The following is an 18,217-nucleotide window of genomic DNA, read 5'->3' on the forward strand; positions in this document are numbered from 1 at the left end:
GAGCGCCCGGACCGCTACGCGGTTCAATAGTCCTCGGGCAGGAGGATGGTCACGACGCGCCGGGTCACCGCCGGATCGGCCGGGTCGGGCGAGCCCCAGACCAGATCGCGATCGTAGCAGTCGATCTTCAGCCATACCCGCAAGCCGCGGAAGTGGATTTCCGTGAAGTCGCGCTCGGGGCAATCGGGCGCGAAGGGACAATCGCGGAAGGCGGCGAGCAATTCCCGCCGCAGGGCGAGACTATCGCCCGGCCCATCAGCCTCGTCGCCCAGCCCGCCGATGGCAGCCAGGCAGTTTCGCGTGATGACAATCCAGGCGTCGGGATCGCAGCCGCAGCGCGCCAGGTCGTTGGCGCGGGCAATCGCGGCGAGGCGATCATGGTCGGGGGCGTGGTCCATCAGGCCCTCCCTGCACTGCCAGCGAGCGCCAGATCCTCGAGCATCGCGACAAGGCCGTCGAAATCCTCCTCCGGACCCAGCAGTTCGGCCAGGTACACCACAGTATCGAGCGCGACACCTTGCTCGCAGGCGAGCTGGGCCAGATACCCGAAGCGATCGTAGGCATTATCCTCGTGATAGCACGCGAGCGGCACGACGCGCGCCGCATTGAGGCGTAAGACGGTCGCCAGGGGAATGCCGTGAAGGGAAAGGTCGGTCATGGGCTGTCTCCAGACTTTCGCGAGCCCTTGTGCTCGCACCCGCCCCGCCCCCTCTCTCCTCTATCCGGCCAGGCCACAGCACGGCCGGCCACGCGCGGCACGGCCAGGCGCGTCCGGCCGGATCACTTCTGCCACCACCAGCCGCTTCCCAACTGCAAACAGCGCAGCAAGGCCACCGCAGCATGCCACATGCGCTCCAACGCTGACCTGGCAATAGGGGCAATGGCCGAGCGCCCGACCGGACAGTCCGGATACCCGGCTTAGCCCCCCGCCCAGCGATCGCCGGTGCACTCGATCGCCAGCGCATCAGGCCAGGTTCGACACAAAGCCAAGGCCGCTTCGGGCTCGCCCTCCTGAGGTGGTGCCGATTTTCTGGACAGGGTGATAAGCTCAGCCTGACCTGAGGAACGGACTGGAATGAAGACGACGAGGAAGCGCTACAGCGCGGAGTTCAAAGCCAAGGTTGCGATGGAAGCGATCCGTGGCGATCTGACGCTGGCGGAACTGGCGGCCAAACATGGCGTACACCACACGATGATCGGGGCCTGGAAGCGTCAGGCGATGGACGGCATGTGACGGCGGCGATCAAGCGGCCAAGGCCTCCAACGAGGCCGAGATCGAGAAGTTGCACGCCAAGATTGGCCAGTTGCTGGTGGAGCGAGATTTTTTGGCGCGGGCCTCCGGTCGATGAGCATGGATCGGAGGCGAAAGATGGTCGAGCCAGACAACCCCGACCTGTCGATCACGGCGCAATGCCGCCTGCTCTCGATCAGCCGTTCGGGCTATTATTATGTGCCGGTGCCGGAGAATGGCGCGACGCTGGCGCTGATGGCCGTGATCGATCAGGTGTTCATGGACTGTCCTTGGTACGGCAGTCGGCAGATGGCTCGCCACCTGCAACGGATGTGCCACGCCGTTGGTCGCCGCCGGGTGCGGCGCCTGATGGCCAGGATGGGGCTGGCGCCGATATACCAACGCCCACGCACCAGCGATCCCCATCCAGAGCACCGGATCTATCCCTATTTGCTGCGCGATCTGGCGATCATCCGGCCCAATCAGGTATGGTGCGCTGATGTGACGTACCTGCCGATGCGGCGCGGCTTTCTCTATCTGGTGGCCATTATGGACTGGGCCACGCGCAAAGTCCTCGCCTGGCGCATCTCGAACACGATGGATGCGGGTTTGTGCGTCGAGGCGCTACAGGACGCCATGGCCCGCTACGGCAAGCCGGAGATCTTCAACACCGATCAGGGCAGCCAGTTCACCAGCCACGCCTTCACCAGCGTGCTGCGGGCGGCCGAAGTGCGGATCAGCATGGATGGCCGGGGCCGTTGGATGGACAATGTCTTCATCGAGCGTCTGTGGCGGTCGGTGAAGTACGAGTGCGTCTATCTCCACGCCTTCGAGACCGGAAGTGAACTGCGGGCCGGTCTCGCCCGCTGGTTCACCTACTATAACCACCATCGGCCCCATTCGGCCCTTGCCGGTAGAACCCCGGCAGAGGCATATGGGAACATCGGCCCATCAGATCATGGGGGGCATGCCCCCCATGATCTGATGCCCAAACTCGCGGCATAATGACATCGGCTTGAGCTTAAGTTCGCCGCAAACCTGTCCAGGAAGGCGAGACCACCTCACTGGGTGACAAGTTGTGGTGAGGCTATCTGGCATGCCGGTGCCTGGACCGAGCGTCCAAAGCCATCAAAGGAAAGTGCGCTAAGGTTCCTCCATGGGTTGGGTCGCCCGGCCTGACCTGTTAAACATTCAAGCTACCTCGCCGACCTCGCCGAGCGCCAACTTCGACCGCTCCCTGTAGCGGTCTTCGCCGGACGGCTACTCGGTTTCCGGGGTCGACCCTTGTCAGTCACTCAGCCTTACGCCCCGGCTTCTTGAAACCAGATATTCTCTGAAGATCAGCCAATAGCAGGAATTGGGCCGCCTGCGGACTGGTAGCTATCGAGCAAGCAGATGCGAAGGTGAACATATTTGCCACGACATCATCGATGCATTGGCTCTAACCGAACTCTTAGGTAGCCGTAACACGCTCGGCGGTGTCCGGCTCGACATATGCCAAGTTCTCTACTCGATATCGAACAAGCTCCTTTGTCTCGTGAAGATCCGCTAGCCCGCCAAGAATTATGCTTTGATTTTCCTGCGGTAGTTCGGAAGCTGCACTTATGAAACAGGCTCGCGCCTGTTCCTTTCGACCGAAGCGCAGCAGCTGTGCTCCCAGCCAGTAGGGCTCCGTGTCGGGCATCGTCAGCGACGAGAGGCACTGCCGCGCCAATGCACGAAAGCCGATCTCATCCAAGCTGTTTATCGCTTCGAGGCGATCGTGAATATGCTCATCACTCTTGGCAGCATTGATGAGGCGAGTAAGCATCACGGGATTGCCCGCGGCCTCGATCTCATCACGCGCTTCCCAATACACTTCGCAGTCAGGTCGCCCTGCCATCGCGGTGAACACTGTGGTCACTTCGAACCAGCGTTGTTCGCCGAAGAGCCGACGCATTCTAGCCTTATCCTGGTCCCACAGATGGGCGGCAGCGAGTGCCGCCGGATCGCAGTCTCGTAAGAGATCATCGCCATGGGCGGATCGGCCTAGATGATCGAGCGCATGCGCGAGCGAGAGCACTTCGGCGGCTGAATGCGGCGCTAAGGCTATACAACGGTCTGCCAGCACCGCGCCAAAGGAACGATGCCCTCGCTCGATAAGCGCCTGCGCCGCAAGCACTAGCCCCGAGAACGACGCATGCTCGTTATGCACGAACTCCCACAGAGCGCGTCTCGCCGCAGGGCTTCCCTCCATGTCAAGAATACGCGCCAGCGCTATGGCGCGATCATAGGAAGAGACACCGTCGTTGCTCGCAAATGCCTTGAGGGCGTCAACGTCCAATGAGAAACCGTGTTCCACCAGGGATTCAAAAACGGAGATCCACGCAACCCTAGGCGACCTATCCGGGTCACGAAGTATGCGCTCTAGCTCTTCCAAGATTGGCTTCGCGTGGCGCGCCGCACTTTCTTGACCCGCGAACTTGACGAGCAGGCTGAGATATTTAGCGATATCCCACCAGCTGACGTCAGGAGCGGAAACAAGCCCTTTGATAAGGGCTTCCGCATGCCCAGGATCGGTTGTCCCTATAGCCGTCACGGCGTCGATGACATCATGGCTGTCTTGGTTATGCAGGAAAGTCTCGAGAGGCATGGTGCGCAGCATCTCGATCGTACGCTCTTCCAACTCGGGAGCATGATGCTTCCGGCATGCTTCAAGGAGAGAGATTGCTTCACCGATCGATAGCGGCGTGTCGGAAAGCGCCGCCTCAAGCTGTTTTGCGAACAACTCGCTTTCACCCGCAGTCTGCGCCGCGTTAGCGACCTCTAAGCGCTCGACGATAGTCAGGTCCATGACCGAGCCAATGCACCGCAAAAGCTCTCGATGGATATCGGGCGATATTTGATGGACGCTTCCAAGCGCCTCGAGCCGAAACGCGACGGCGATTGCCTCATCTGCAGCGATAGAAAGCAGCGGAGCGATTTGAGCTGCGGTATCTTCGATCCTCAGTGCCGCCTTCAGCCGCCAGCTTGGTGGTACCTTCTGATCTGTGGCAATCGCTGAAATGATCGCGAGAGCTTGGTCGGTTTCGCCGATACCATCGAGCATCTCGACGGCCGCCAGACGATCCGCCAACAACGCTTCGCGATTCCCCGCAATCGTGCTGAGTGTCGCCCCACCAACTGTCCCCTCCCCATCATTGGCACTGATGACATTTCCGATCAGATCCAGCTTGTCCGTATCCGAAACTGTGCTGCTTTTGAGCGCGGTCGCGACACGCGGCATCGCCTCCCATGGCGGTCGAATTCTGGCGAAAGCACTGGCGATGCGAACTACCTGTGTGTCGGTTGTTCCTTCACGCTCGATTAGTTCGATCATTGTGTCGAAAATATCGTCCCAATACTCTCCGTAGGGATCGATCTCACCTATAGTAGCTGCAACCGCCTTGGCGTCTTCTGAGCCCGTCCCTTCGAGCAGGTGGGCGAGCAGCGGATTCAGGACTGGCTCACGAGGCTTGTCCTCATCCTCACCATACCATCTCGCAGCGGAACAGCGATCCTCGATCTTCGCGCTCTTATCCCGAACCAGACGGACGAACGCAGCGTTTGCCCGACGTGCCGCACCTTTGTTTCGCAGAGACTCTGCGGCGGTCAAACGGATCGCGGAGCTTAGGCCGACGTCTCGCGCCATCGCGTAGAGCCGATGCAGTCCTGTTGCCCGGTCACCGACCTCACATAGAGCTTCGGCAGCGGCCGCTCGCGTGTCAGGTGCTCCTTGGGCCCAATATTGGTTGAGCAGGTCCCGCGCTTCCTCTCCCTTACCGACTAGCGCAAGGCAGGAAGCCAAGCGGGGGTTGTGACCCACAGCTAGTTGCTCGCCCAGAAGCTGGGCAAGTTCCGCGTCGAATCCAATGCCAGCCAGATGCTCGATCAATTGCACCGTTTCATGCTGGGTGCCCCGGTGACGAAAGCTATGCTTGAGCTTCACTGATCCGGCTTCCCAAACCACATCTTCCCGCCCATAACGCACAAGAATGTCGATTACGCGCCAATCGATCTGTAGGGGCGCTGCTCGGACGAGTGGAACCAGTCGATCAAAGCGTTCGTCAGGATCAAGCATAGCAAGAGCATTCAAAGCCTCGACCCGGTTACGGAGGGACAAATTCGACGCTTGCAGTAGCGTCTCCAAATATGCCTTCCCTTCGGCGAGATCATGATATCGGCCGATAGTGATCGCGGCGCCAGTAATATCGTGCACGTCCAGCCGGTAATCTTCAGCATCTCCCGTCTGGGACGCCATTTGCCGTAAGAGAGGAAGCGCCAAATCCGGCTCACCTGCTTTGATCAGGTGCTCAAGCGTAGCCGAGCTGAGATAAGCCCCATCATATTCCTTGACCTGCTCGACGACGGCGCGCAGCCAGGTTCGGTTCGCGGGAGTTGGATCATGCTCATGGAGCAAGCATGCGGCTTCTAGCCGCGACCAAGCCTCATCGCCGAACTCTGATGTCGAAAGGAGCGCTGCCAACCCTTCGGCGCGATAGCCATTTTCCAAGAGGAGCTCGGCTGCATCGGTGCGGTAGGGAGAGTAGCAATCGCCATCGCCAGCGATCGCGATCAAGGCTGGGATAGCGAGGCCCAGACAACCGGCTTGCGCTAGGCAGGTGGCGGCGTGAATATCCGCCATCGACCATGTTCCCCGCTCATCTGCGATTTCCGCGAGCCGGTCCTGAACATAGGCATCTCTGGTCGCGAGAGGTACGAGCAGATCCAGCAAAACCCCCGGACTATCGCCACCTTCCAGCAAATCGAAAGCGCGTTGGGTGACGATTTCTATCGTCTCGCGGGAGAGTGAGGGGCATCGTGCTGCGACCGCAAGCGCGCATTCTTCTCCAGCATTCTTGAAATCAATCAGGGCTTGGACCGCCCCGTCTATTGCGAGACCACGGCTAGCCCACTCGACGCACAAGGCTTCAACGGTCGTCCAGCCGATCCGGTACGGGTCGATGCGACGCCACACCCGTGGGTCCGGAGTTTCTCTTTCCGCAATTGCAAGCGTTGCGAAATGTGAGCGGAACAGATCATGCAGGAAGCGATAGCGGTCACCGGACCTTTGAACGAGTCCCGTGGAACGAAGGATGCGCTCCAACTCCTTCTCCAGCCGGAGTGTGGAAAGCACCCCACAGACTTGCTCCGCCAGCACGCGGTGGGCCTTGATGATGTCGCTGGCGCTTGCGTTCGGAGTAAGCGCAACCCGCCCAAGCAATGCGACGGCCGCCACCCGGCGCGCGGGCTCCCTAAGATGCGCCTTGTCGAGCAGATGATCGACATATGCTTCGAGAAGCTTGTCGCGTTGCGCCGAGAAAGTGGCATCATGGTCGAAGAGTGATGCGGCAATCGCGAGCAGCAGTGGAACGCGCGCGACGTCACGAAATTCGGGGCGCCGCACGTACTTCTTGAGAGCTTTCCGCTGGGCACCGCGAGCGTACCTCTCGGCCATCGCTTCTGAGGCTCCTGGCGAGAGCGGCTCGATCGACCATCGCGAGACGGTCTCAGGCACCGAGCTGATTGTTCCAACACGTGCAGTGACGACAAAGCGGAACGCATTTCCCGAATTCCCGTGCATTCGGGTGATCGCGTCCCATAGCGCGGTCCGAGCGCGTGGGTCATCGACTTCATCCAGGCCGTCGAGGACGATCAGCCATCGTCCATGCCCGTTCTGCGCGTAAGGAACGAAGAAACGTTCGGGCAGTGGTGCGATGCCAAGTGGTCCCAAGGTCGCCTCAACCGCTCTGTCCACAGCGCTGGTAAAGTCTCCCGCGCCAAGATCCCGAGCCGAAACATACACCGGCAGCCGAAACTGGTCGAAGGCGACGACCTGTCGCCCGTCCAATAGCTTGTGGCATGCAGTGGCGACGAGGTGGCGAGCCAGGACGGACTTGCCACTGCCTGCTGGCCCCTCGATCAGATATTGGCCATCGTCCGCGCTCAGAATCTCTTCAATGAGGTCCGCGCTTCCGAGAGCCTGCTCATCCTCGGCTTCCGCCCGCCTCAGCGCCGCAGGCACATAGACCTCGGAAAGCTCACGTTCGCTATCAAGCAGTTCGACGAACGGCAGCCGCTGGCAGGCATGGAGCATTGCTCGGACGAAGTCTCGGCGGATGAGCAACATCTCAAGCGAGGATGCGAAACGCGGATCTTCTGCAAGAAATGCGCGAATAGCTGCTTCCCGCGACGAGTCGTCCGACGCGTCGCGCCAACTGTTTTCAAGCTGATGCCAGGCCTTGGAGCGGCGCCGCCGATTTCGGATCGCCTTCACGATCGAGGTTGCCGCGTTGACGCCCAGCGAGGTCAGCCCGCCAGCGGCCTTGCCCGATAGCTCATTACCGAGGTCAGACACGAAGCTCGCGCCGCCCTTGAGAGCTTCCTCGATATAGGGGCGTAGCTCCGGCGTCAGGCTGTCGAGATTAACGGGTGGGTCCGGGGCCTCGCTCATCAAGTCTTATCTTGGCGCGTCTTTGCAGGACTGCCAATCGGCGTTCATGCGATTGTGATGACAGCTGCAAGGGTTGTGGGAGGCCATAATGGCGATCTCGATAATACGGCATTTCGAACCGAACGTCCAATTTTAGGATCGAAGCTGGATCGCTCGAACGGCGGCAGTTGGGGCGCTAAGCCGTCATTACGCATTGCGCTCTAGATGTCGACCTTTGACTGTCGTTTCTCCAAACCGGACCGAGTAAAACGTCCCAGATTTGGTCGGTCGGTCCGTCCTGAGAGCTTGATAAATGAACGGAAGGTTTCGAGAAGCCGATTTGGACGACTGAACGGCGGCTCTGCTGGCGATCGCGGCGTAATGCGCAGATGGGCGGCTCGCGCCCAAATTTGGACTCTATTGATGGCGATGAATCGCGTCAATCTTGGGATGTTGGGCGTCCAAGAACATATACGCTCGGCCCAGAAGCGCCTGTTTTCCGAAGTCATCGAACTTGTTTGAACCAAGTGGCGTTATCAGAACCTCAGACTCTGTGAGGCCTGCCAAATGCATTTTCTCAAATTCTGGCCAGTGAGCCTTGGCCACCTCCTTCAGCACGACGTTGACGGCGGGGCAGTTGTAGCGAACGAGGATGTTCCCATCATCCATAGGCGCAGGATTTATATCCGGATGGGAACCAAGTATTTGGGCGAGCGCCTTTAAGGCGAAGGCCGTGGCCGCCGCGTCAGTCAGCCCCTCTTCGAGTATGACGCAAGTGCCATGCTCGAAGACCACATAGTCCCGTTTGCCATTTGTATAGTAGCTCACGCGTCCAACGACTTCGTCCAACGGCTGCTCGAATGAGGGATGCCATGTTGGAACCGGCGGGAGTCGCGTGACGGCCTCACTCGCCTTCGCTCCGCCAAAACCGATTGCACTGATAAGGCCCGCGATGAACGACCGTCTTACCATATCCCCACTCTTTCAAATCATCCGAAAGCACTGCGTACCTAACAGGCAGATACGTTGAAAGCGACGTCCGCTTTCCCACCAACCCAGGCCATTCCTGGAGCCAGGGACATCGATAAACAAACGACCGCTTCCAGCGTACGAACTCAGGCGCCTGAACGGCCGCTATGGCGGCGATCCTGGCGGATGACGAGGCGATGGTCAAAATGACAGTTCGCGACCACTTTACGCCGTTCCGCAGCCACGTTTGAATGTCTGCTCACGCCGAAACCGGTCTTTCGCATGCGATCCGACAACTTGAGTGCGGGTGCCGACAATGGTCTCTTGACGGCACCTGATATTATTGCGGGATTTGAAGATATCCGCCCCCGATGAACCACGGATTGGCAGCCAGCGTCTGAAACATGACGTGTTGCCAGCAATTGAGCCGAGCCGCGTAGCGCGCCTGCTCTTCGGCGAGAAAAACCTGCACGCCGACTGCTCCCTTTGTCTCCGCGATCGTAATGAGATGATCGCGCAGGTTATTGAGATCATCATTCGCATTTGAAGTGTAGCTCACGCCGAGTTTGACGACATCGAAATGCCGTTTTGCCCGGAGCCGCGCGACCTGCGGCCAGTGCGCCGGCGCATTGACGTAAAACACGAGAACGGGCGGCCCAGCGACATCAAGGTGGGCGTAGATCCATTGCTGCTGAGTGTAGTCGTCATAGTATGGGTGGAGAGTCTGCTCTTCCGCGCAGGTCGGAAAGCGCGCCCGCTTGGCATTGTTGCAGAAGTCGCAAGCCGGAACGAGGTTAAAGGGGCAAACCGATAGATTAGGATAGTGCGCCTTTGGGAGATGGTGGTCGAGCACTGTGACCGTGCCGATGCCACATAACGGGCATTTGCTGTTAGGCGCGGCGTTACGAAGCGCGCTGTAGATCGTGCGCGCAGCGCCGTTCGTGGCGCTCATCTGTTTTGAATAGAGCGCTTCGAGCTCAGGCCGGGTGACTGCGCCGACATTCGGCGCACGCACGACCTGATGCAGGCTTTGGGCGCGGGCGAGCTGGTCAAAACTGGCTGCGTCCGCAACGATCTGTCCTGCGATGGCCTGCAGTCGAAGGCTCAAGGCAGGATCGGCAACGCCGCCGATGCAAGCTGCCAGTACATCGGCCGCCGACTGCGGCGGCATCGGGAGCGTGCGCATCCTATTCGTAGCCCTCCGGCGGGAGCTGGTTGGGTAGAACGAGACTGAGGGCTCGCGCGAGCGCCCGGCCCTCGGCACCAAGCTGGCCACCGAACAGCGCCAAGATCTGCTCATAGGTGTGGCCCTCGGCTCGATCGGCGATCAGCTTGTGAAATCCCGTCTGCGTCACCTCCAGCCCAAACACCTCGCGGGTCAGCGTGCCAGCATTTTCGCCGAAGGTTTCGTGCTCGGGACGATCGGCGCGGGCTTCGCGGCCGACGCGGCTCAACTTCCAAGCACAGGATTTCGGAACCTCTTGCAGGACGACCGGTGAATGCGTGGCGATGATCGCGACGCCATTGCGGTTAATCAGCAAGTCCGACAGCGCGCGTACGAACGCTGAAAGTAATGGCGGGTGAAGATGGCTCTCGGGCTCGTCGATCAAAACGAGTGACTTCTCTTCGACCAGCTCGACTAGGCGGGTCATTGAAAGGAGCACAACGGCATGACCTGAGCTCATCCGTCGAAACAGGCTGCGTGCCCGCTGTTCGAGATCTGGCCCCTGATAATCCGCTAGCTCAGAAACGTTCGCCTCCGCAAACAGAGGATCGGCCTCAAGCGTCCGCAGGGCGTTTTCCCAGCGGCGCCGCCGGACGCCTTCGCGGCAGGCGAGCATGCTCTTAGCAAATTCGTGCGCCAGTTCGTGCCCATCCTTAACGCGCGGGCCGCGCGGCATCGCGACTGGTGCGCCGGTCTGCGGGGCCTCGTGCGTGACCAGTCCCACATAAGCGTAACGCTTTTCACCGCTGCTGGCACCGCCGAGCGGACCGGTAGAATCGAACGCGCTGAACGACACCGTGACCAACCCTGCAAAGCCGGGGTCGGCCTCTAGGTCTTCACCCCCCCAGGGATTGGCGGCGCGGTTGCGCAGTTGGCCGACAGCCTGTTGCGGATCGTTCGCCGGCATTCCGAGGAATGCGCGCGCCAAGAAGTCGAAGCAGCGAGTCTTGCCGACGCCGTTGCGACCGATCAGCACATGGATGTTGGTCGCCGGCAGCGAGTTCGGCTTCACCGCAAAGCTAAGAATGGGGGGCGGCGTCAGCGCCTGCGGATCAGGGGGAAAGAGATAGTCGAAACTGTAGGGCGACAGCACTACCTGTCCGTGGGCTAGGCGATTGAAGCGCTCGCGAACTCGCGACATTTCGACATAGCGTAGAAGCGAGTTTTGAAGGACGGGCTCGTTGGCGTTAGCGTCGAGGATTGCTGGCGTGAATGCGCAGTCGCGCATTGCGGTCAGAAAGCCAGTGCGCACGTCATCGCCAAGCGATATCAGCGTCTCATAATAATTCTCGTCTTGACCGACAGAGAAATAAGTTGCGTCCAAAGCCTCGAAGGTCAGCGGCAATTCGGTGCTGCCTTGCTCCTCCGTCATGCCTTGCCGCGCGATTTTCGCGCTACCCAATTCGACAATTGAACCATCGGGCTGGATCGCGCGGATCGCGTAGAGCGTATACCATTTGAACCAATCGTTCCAATTGTCCTTGATCAACTGGAAGGTCGGCATGCCTTGGTAAGCAGGTTGCTGGTTTCCGACAAAGAAACGCACGGTGTTCAATCATCCCCCAACAGACGCCGCGCTTCTACATTGTTTTGCCCGCCACTGAAACGATTCGGTGCCTCAAGCATGCTCCGTGACAAACTCTAGATATACGATTAGCGGGAGGACCATCGCAAAGCGTTTGCGACTTTCGGAAATTCAAAGCTAGCCGAGCCGCGAATGTCAGGTCCAGCCCGTATCCGACATTCGCCGCCGCACCGGAGAACGACGGCTTTGTCCCAGACCCGGACTGCGCGAGCAAAAGCCGTGCGATGCGCGAAATCGACGCATTGCCTATTTCTCACCCTGCCTGTCGCGCAGTCGCTTCCAACTGGTTGATGCGTTCCGAACAGATGGCGTGAACGACGCGGCCCAATTCCTCGACCTGCTCGCCCAGCCACGCCAGTTCCTCCTCAGTAATATGGTAGTGCTTGGAATAGCGCGCCTTGACATAGGCTTCCTTGAGCTTCTCAAACATGGCCCGCTGCTTGCGATTGTCGCTGGGCCAGACATGGACAAGCCTGACATCCAGGCGTTCAGCCTGAGTGCGCAAGAACGCCAGATTGTGGACGTGCGGAGTGTAGAAGGTTACGACCAACAGCACGCAGTGGTAAAGGCGCTCAGCTGTTTGATGGAATAGGAATGCAGCCAGCTTGTTATCGCCGTCCTTCACGGCGTAACCGGCATTCCGCTTGAAGCCCACTGCCGTGGGCATCCACTCTTCAAAATACTCCTTCGCCATGGCCAGCGCCGCATGCGGCGTCTTCGGCTTGGGCTGGTGCAGTTCGGTATCGTCGCTCTGGTAGAGCGCGATGCCATCGCGGGCCACGTCCATGAAGAAATAGCGCCCATGGGCGAGGCCGTCGTTCACCTCCTGCAGGGTGTGGACGATGAAATTGACCGGGGTCTTGATCGTGCCGGCAATGCCGTACTCGCGCATCAGCCGGTCATCCACCTTGGCCCAGTATTTGACCCGGTCGGTCAGGCGCTTGTCGTTGACGATGATGAGGAGGTCATAGTCCGACTGGTAGCCCTTGGCGGTGTGCGGTTCGTCGACCCAGCCGCCACGCGCGTAGCTGCCGTAGAGAATGACCTTGAGAATGCGGCCCTTCTTCTTCCACTCGTGCGAGGCCAGGGCCAGGGCGTCCTCGAATTCCTCGAAGACGATCTGTACCACGCGCTCGAGTTCGCGCTGCTTGCTGGCGGGAAGATGGTCGAGATCGCTGCGCATGACATGGCTACCCTGTCGCGAGGGCCGCCCGATGGCAAGTCATCGGGCGGCCTGAATTTTTCACCACGGCCACCAGCGTTGCCACCACCGCCCATGGATTGCCCGCGAAAGCCGCAAAATCGCACACGCGAATTCCCGCTGCACTTCCCCCACCGAAAGGCCATAGCGCGCGGCAAGGTCCTGGTACGAGGCACCCTCGAAGCGCATGGCTGTGAAGATCGCGCGCTGGCGCGCCGTCATCCCCCGCAGAGCCCGTCGCCCTCGCCGGCGAAACCTGCGCTCGCAGGCAGACCGGGTCACGCGGCCAAGGCCTCAACCTGGGGCTGTTGCGCCCACATCCAGTCTGCCGCCTGTTGCGCCTTGCTCGCGGCGGTAAAGATGGCCCTGGGATCATGCTGGAGCATCGCTATCCAGGACGCAATATAGGCGGCATGATCGCGGCGGGGGTGATGGGCCAAGCCAAGGTCAGCCAGAACGAACGATGCGGTGAATTCGGCACAGGCCTCTTCGATCGGAAGCCAGTCTTCCTTGAACCGGTCCTGGAACCGGCGATCAAGCCGATGCGCTGCCCCGGTGGCGTGGCCGCATTCATGGAGCAAGGTGCCGACATGGTCTACCGGACTGCGGAATGCCGAATACGGTGGCATGAAGATCGCGTCGAGGTCGATCCGGTAATGGGCATCCCACGCCCCTTCCCGCACCGGAATGCCAAGGGCAGCCACGAACGTCTCGGCATGCGCGACCCGCTCGGTTTCGGGAAGGAGGGGCCATGTTTTGGGCGTGTATCCACCGACCTGGGCCAGATTGAATACGGTGAAAGCACGCGCAAACATGCGACCTGGCGCTGCCTGACCATCGTCACCACCGACTGCCTGCCGGTCTGCGATCGGCTTCCACAATACGACAGCGGTTCCCCGCTCTCCTTTGCGGACCTGCGCGTCGAGCGCTTGCCACTGGCGATAGGTGCCCCACTGACCGCTGTTGTAGCCGCGGTTCTGCGCAGTGGCCCATAGTACCAGAACATTCATGCCGCGATAGCGCCTGGCGGTCGCGACATTCTCGGGCCGAGTCACAGCGGCACCATCATGGTGCCAGGGCATGCGCCATTCGCCGGCACCAGCCTGGATGGCAGCCACCAGTTCGGCAGTCACTTGGGCATATACGTCATGACGGGAAGACATGAGCAATCTCCTGCAAGGGCGCCTCGGCCCTGACCAAGGGCGCACAAAGACCAGCAGGAGGCGCGCACGGCCCCCGCTGGCGGGACATCAGGTTCGGAAAAATCAGGCGGCTTGAGCCGGCGCTTCGCCATCCTGCTCGACCGACGATCCATCGCTTGGGGTGCAAGGAGCGGCAGCGAACTCGAGAACAGCCGGCACCCAAGCGAGTGCGCGCTGCTTGACCTCGGCCTCCACTATGGCTTCCCCGGCACAGAGTCGCGCGGCAAACCCGGCCAGTTCGGCCTTGTTGCTCGCGCCGTGGCGCGCCGGCAGTTCAGGATCGATTTCCCGCAAGACATCGAGAATCTGCGCCTTGCGCAAACGGTCGAAGAAGCCCTCGGCGGTCGGTCGCCAGACATCGGCCGCCGCAATGCCGATCATCGCGCCCAATTGTGTGTGAAACGGGCGTTCGTGCGCGCCACTGGCCAAGCTGGCGGTCAGGCCACAACCGACCGCGAGCGCCAGCCACGACAGTCGTTCCGCCCAATCCAGTCCCCGGAAGGCTTGGAAAGACTGGAACGGATCCTCGCTGTCACTCCACGATCGCGGCAATCCCTCGGCATGCGCGGCCAGGGCCTGCGCGGCCCGCGAGGCCGGCACGTTGCCCAGTCCCTTGAGATCACCCGGGTCACACAGACGAATGGTGCAGCCGATCGCGGACAGATGGCTCGGCCTGGCAACGCAGCAAGCCAGAACGAACATCGCCAGGTCGAGCGCCAGGTCTGGCTCCTGCGCGATGCTACAGGCCAGGATGTCGCGCCGGTCCTTCGCGAGTTGCACTTCCAGTGCGCGGGAATACCCCGAGGCGGTCGGCGATGTCCCAACGACCGCGTCACCAGCACTGCCGACCTCCGTATTTGCACCACCGCAATCGCCATCATCTTCGAGATCGGTCGGCGCTTCAGCTGGCGTGCGATAGTACATGTCGAGCAGCTGTGGCCGCCCGGCGCTGTCGAGCAGCAGGAAGGTGCCGACATGCGGGCGATCGCTGTCCGGAATGACCGGCGCGCTGCGCTGCAGCCGCTCACGCTCGGCGACCAGGCTATCGTATTCCTGTTCATAGAGCGCGCCCTCGCTGCCATCGGGACACGCATCGAGGCAGTCGGCCAGCTCCTGCATCCGCGCATCGATAGCGGCGATCCGCGCCAGTGCTTCGGGCGTCGGATCGGCATGGTCGGGCCAATAGATTTCCAGCCCCGCCGTTTCGCGATGCGAGAGATAGGTCGCGAGACACGGGCGCACCCAGGCCAGCCGGCTGCCCAGCGCGGCAACATCCGCTTCATGGGTCAGCTTGCGCAGTGCCAGGTCGTAAGCAAGATCGACGTCGAGCCAGCTCCCCTGCCCGGCTTCGCTGAACAGATCACGTTCGACGCGTCCCCCGCAGGCTTCGTATTCCGCCTCCCCCAGGAACATTGCGACGGGATGATCACTGGCCAGAACGTCAGTCGCCAGCGCCCGCCGGATCGCCTGGGGATTGTCGCCCTGCCAGGTATCGGCGAGCCGCTGCCACACGGCCAGTTGCCGGGCATGATCGGCCGTGGCGCCATAGGCCATCGCGATATCGAGAGTGATCGTCCCCTCCGCCAAGGCCGTGAAGATCGGCGGAGCAAGATCGGCAAGGCGCAGGCGGCCTTCGACATGGCGAACCGTGACCCCGAAGCGGCGCGCCACGGCCGCGGCATCGGCGCCATCGCCCATAACATCGCGATAGGCGCGCGCTTCATCGGCCGGCGCCATCGCTTCGCGCAGGATGTTTTCGGCAAGACTGATTTCACGCGGGCTGGCTTCGCCCATGGCCAGCAGGCAGACATCGACCAGCCGCTCCGCCGGCCAGAGGCCACGCTCGATCAGAAGTCCGATCGCGCGCCAGCGGCGACCGCCGGCATGAACATCGTAGAGCGCCTTGCGCCCTTTGGCAGGCGTGACGACCAAGGGCTGCAGCAGGCCGTGCTCGGCGATGCTTGCCGCCAGGGCATTCAGGCCGGCATCCCGCTCGCTCGTGCGGACATTGGCCTGCGACAGGCGCAGCTTGGCATGGGGAACAGCAGTGGTTTGCATGAAAGATCTCCGGGACCAGGACCGAGGCCCGGATCAGGGGAACCTTTATGCTCCCGGGGGGCCTCAGCCCCCCAAATCCCTCTTTCCTTTCCGCAACACCGCGCCGCCACAGACATGCAACCACCAGTTTGCCGCCAAGCTCAGCCGCATCCGGCAACGCCAAATCCCACGCCGGGTCAGCGATAGGCGTGCCGGCGCAGCGGTGGAAGCGTCGCGACGGCGCGAACTGGCACGGGCGAAGCCAGCGCCTGCTGGACAGTTGCCACAGGCTGCGCGGGCACGGCCGCGATACGGGCCGGAGGCAGGCAATGGTCCGCCCAGAGTTGCATCAGCGCACGCCGCTTGCGGAAAAAGTCCGTGCGCAAGTAGGCTGCCTTGGTCTTGTTGCCGATGGAATGCGCGAGGCAAGCTTCGGCCACCTCATCGGCAGTGTCGGTTTCATCGGCAACCCAGTCGCGAAAACTCGAGCGAAAGCCATGGACCGTCACAGGGACGTCCATGCCGCGCACCAGTTCGAGCAACGCCATATCCGTCAAGGCCGCACCCGAAATCGGTCCTGGAAAGATATACATGCTGTCGTCGATCGCCAGTTGCCTGGCACGACGCAGCACGTCGGCGGCCTGGCGCGAAAGCGGCACGATATGCTCCACACCCATCTTCATGCGCTCGGCCGGAATGGTCCAGATCGTCAGATCATCGTACACTTCCGACCAGAGCGCATGCCGGACCTCGCCCGAACGAACCGCGGTCAGGATAAGCAATTCAAGGGCCAGCGTGCCGGCGCTGCTCGGCTTGGCACGCAGGGTCTCCAGAAAGGCCGGAACCTCGAAATGGGGCAGCGCGGCAAAATGCCCCTTGCGCTTGGGCTGGCGCGGCAAGCCGCGCGCGAGCGAGCGCATCGGCGCTTCGCTGTCACGCAACCCCTTGGCATAGCACCAGTCCAGCACCGCACCGATCCGTTGCCGCACCCGGCGCGCGGTTTCGGGAATATCCAGCCAGATTTCGGCCAAGACATCGCGGATCATCGGCCCATCGATCTTGTCGACCGTGCGCTTGCCCAGCTTGGGAAAGGCATAAAGTTCCAGCGTTTTGATCCACTGCTGCTGGTGCTTGCCGTTTTTCCAGCCCTTGCACATCTCGGCATGGGCCCGTCGGGCTGCCTCCTCGAACCGAGGGATCACTTTCTTGGCCTTGCGCCGCTCCTCGGCCGGATCGCCACCTTTCGCAACCTGCGCGCGCAGGGCGGCCGCTTCGAGCCGGGCGGCCTTCAGCGAGATGTGCCGAGCATCGCCGATGGTAATGTCGTTGCGTGTACGGTGGATCTGGATCCGCAACACCCACTTCCTGCCACCGGCAGGCGAAATGCGCAGATACAACCCCTCGCCATCAGCATAGCGGCCAGGTTCGCTTAACGCGTTGACCGTGGAGTTGGTGAGCTTTCCCATGCCCGGAATCTATCACTGGAAGGTCCGATTTCAAACCGACCGTCCCTGCGCTAGCCCACACTCCAGCCCACACTTCGCACTTCAACGGCTCGCCCAGCGAAAATAGGAGGTTTCGAAAAAACGTCTATTTTTCCGAACCTTGCGTCGTATTTTAGGGTAGCCCAGCGCGCTGCCGGAGGGGGCACATGGCGGAGAGGGTGGGATTCGAACCCACGGTACGGTTGCCCGTACACCGCATTTCGAGTGCGGCGCATTCGACCACTCTGCCACCTCTCCATGAAGTGCCGTGTGAAGGCGGCGCTGGCGCCGCCCCGGTCGAGGACCGCGCCACTAGCGCACGATTCCGGGCTTGCCAAGAGGAAACAGGAGTTATCCCCAGGCGCATATTCCCCAAAAGCCTTGCTTGTTTCGCACCTGCCGCAAACCTATATTCACCCCATGTCGATCTTTGCCGAAAATACCAGTTACTTTTCGCCCCAGGCCGGCCGCCAGATTTCCGTTCCGGCGGTAAGCGAGGCACGCTTTGCGATCGGGGATGTGGTGCGCCACCGCCTGTTCGGATTTCGCGGCGTGGTCTTCGATATCGACCCGGTCTTTGCCAACAGCGAGGAATGGTACGAATCCATTCCCGAAGACATGCGACCGATGCGCGAGCAGCCCTTCTACCACCTGCTCGCCGAGAACGACGAGAGCAGCTACGTCGCCTATGTCAGCCAGCAGAACCTGGCGGCCGATGCGGAAGCCGGGCCGGTCGACCATCCCTCGCTGCGCGAGATGTTCGAAGGCTTTACCGACGGGCGCTATCGGCTAAGGCGCAGCCTGTCGCACTGATCTGCGCGGTACACGAAAA

12 protein-coding genes, 1 tRNA gene and 1 pseudogene are annotated in these 18,217 nt (G+C 61.3%); 2 read left to right on the forward strand and 12 right to left on the reverse strand.

Annotated elements, in window-relative coordinates; all coding sequences use genetic code 11:
• Window positions 1-23 precede the first annotated feature (23 nt).
• Both FHT19_RS18245 and FHT19_RS18250 read right to left on the reverse strand, forming a co-directional pair.
• Complete coding sequence (locus FHT19_RS18245) at window positions 24-398, reverse strand: DUF3768 domain-containing protein (protein WP_169476251.1); 375 nt, start codon at window positions 396-398, stop codon at window positions 24-26.
• Window positions 398-658 (reverse strand): hypothetical protein, encoded by a 261-nt coding sequence (locus FHT19_RS18250; protein WP_169476252.1) that lies wholly within the window; start codon window positions 656-658, stop codon window positions 398-400. Before FHT19_RS18250 ends, FHT19_RS18245 begins: the two co-directional genes overlap by 1 nt.
• Before the next feature lie 417 nt (window positions 659-1,075).
• On the opposite strand from FHT19_RS18250, the pseudogene FHT19_RS18255 reads away from it, so the two are divergent.
• Window positions 1,076-2,236: pseudogene (locus FHT19_RS18255) on the forward strand (IS3 family transposase).
• A gap of 448 nt (window positions 2,237-2,684) precedes the next feature.
• On the opposite strand, the gene FHT19_RS18260 reads toward FHT19_RS18255, so the two are convergent.
• From FHT19_RS18260 to FHT19_RS18305, 10 genes are all read right to left on the reverse strand, one after another.
• A complete protein-coding gene (locus FHT19_RS18260; protein WP_169476253.1) occupies window positions 2,685-7,703 on the reverse strand; it encodes an NACHT domain-containing protein in 5,019 nt (1,672 codons plus the stop codon).
• Between the two features lie 396 nt (window positions 7,704-8,099).
• The gene (locus FHT19_RS18265) at window positions 8,100-8,510 is read right to left on the reverse strand and encodes a hypothetical protein (RefSeq protein ID WP_169476254.1); all 411 of its coding nucleotides are present in this window, start codon (window positions 8,508-8,510) and stop codon (window positions 8,100-8,102) included.
• A 481-nt stretch (window positions 8,511-8,991) separates the two neighbouring features.
• Window positions 8,992-9,837: a hypothetical protein gene (locus FHT19_RS18270; protein WP_169476255.1), complete on the reverse strand. Its 846-nt coding sequence runs from the start codon at window positions 9,835-9,837 to the stop codon at window positions 8,992-8,994.
• A gap of 1 nt (window position 9,838) precedes the next feature.
• A complete protein-coding gene (locus FHT19_RS18275) occupies window positions 9,839-11,422 on the reverse strand; it encodes an AAA family ATPase (protein ID WP_248290570.1) in 1,584 nt (527 codons plus the stop codon).
• A gap of 292 nt (window positions 11,423-11,714) precedes the next feature.
• Entirely contained in the window at window positions 11,715-12,644 is a 930-nt protein-coding gene (locus FHT19_RS18280; RefSeq protein ID WP_169476256.1) for a nucleotidyltransferase and HEPN domain-containing protein, read from the reverse strand.
• A 60-nt stretch (window positions 12,645-12,704) separates the two neighbouring features.
• On the reverse strand, window positions 12,705-12,944 hold the full coding sequence (locus FHT19_RS18285; RefSeq protein ID WP_348981807.1) for a sigma factor-like helix-turn-helix DNA-binding protein: 240 nt from the start codon (window positions 12,942-12,944) through the stop codon (window positions 12,705-12,707).
• Entirely contained in the window at window positions 12,941-13,825 is an 885-nt protein-coding gene (locus tag FHT19_RS18290; RefSeq protein ID WP_169476258.1) for a zincin-like metallopeptidase domain-containing protein, read from the reverse strand. The genes FHT19_RS18285 and FHT19_RS18290 overlap by 4 nt, the downstream gene beginning before the upstream one ends.
• Window positions 13,826-13,927: 102 nt before the next feature.
• On the reverse strand, window positions 13,928-15,922 hold the full coding sequence (locus FHT19_RS18295; protein WP_169476259.1) for a ParB/RepB/Spo0J family partition protein: 1,995 nt from the start codon (window positions 15,920-15,922) through the stop codon (window positions 13,928-13,930).
• A gap of 176 nt (window positions 15,923-16,098) precedes the next feature.
• The gene (locus tag FHT19_RS18300; RefSeq protein WP_169476260.1) at window positions 16,099-17,367 is read right to left on the reverse strand and encodes a site-specific integrase; all 1,269 of its coding nucleotides are present in this window, start codon (window positions 17,365-17,367) and stop codon (window positions 16,099-16,101) included.
• Between the two features lie 186 nt (window positions 17,368-17,553).
• Window positions 17,554-17,643 (reverse strand) — tRNA-Ser (locus tag FHT19_RS18305).
• A 162-nt stretch (window positions 17,644-17,805) separates the two neighbouring features.
• On the opposite strand from FHT19_RS18305, the gene hspQ reads away from it, so the two are divergent.
• Entirely contained in the window at window positions 17,806-18,198 is a 393-nt protein-coding gene (hspQ, locus tag FHT19_RS18310; RefSeq protein WP_168557775.1) for a heat shock protein HspQ, read from the forward strand.
• The last annotated feature ends 19 nt before the right edge of the window (window positions 18,199-18,217 follow it).

The sequence above is a fragment of the Novosphingobium sp. SG919 genome, assembly GCF_012932495.1.
In the GTDB taxonomy this organism is placed as follows: Bacteria; Pseudomonadota; Alphaproteobacteria; order Sphingomonadales; family Sphingomonadaceae; genus Novosphingobium; species Novosphingobium rhizosphaerae.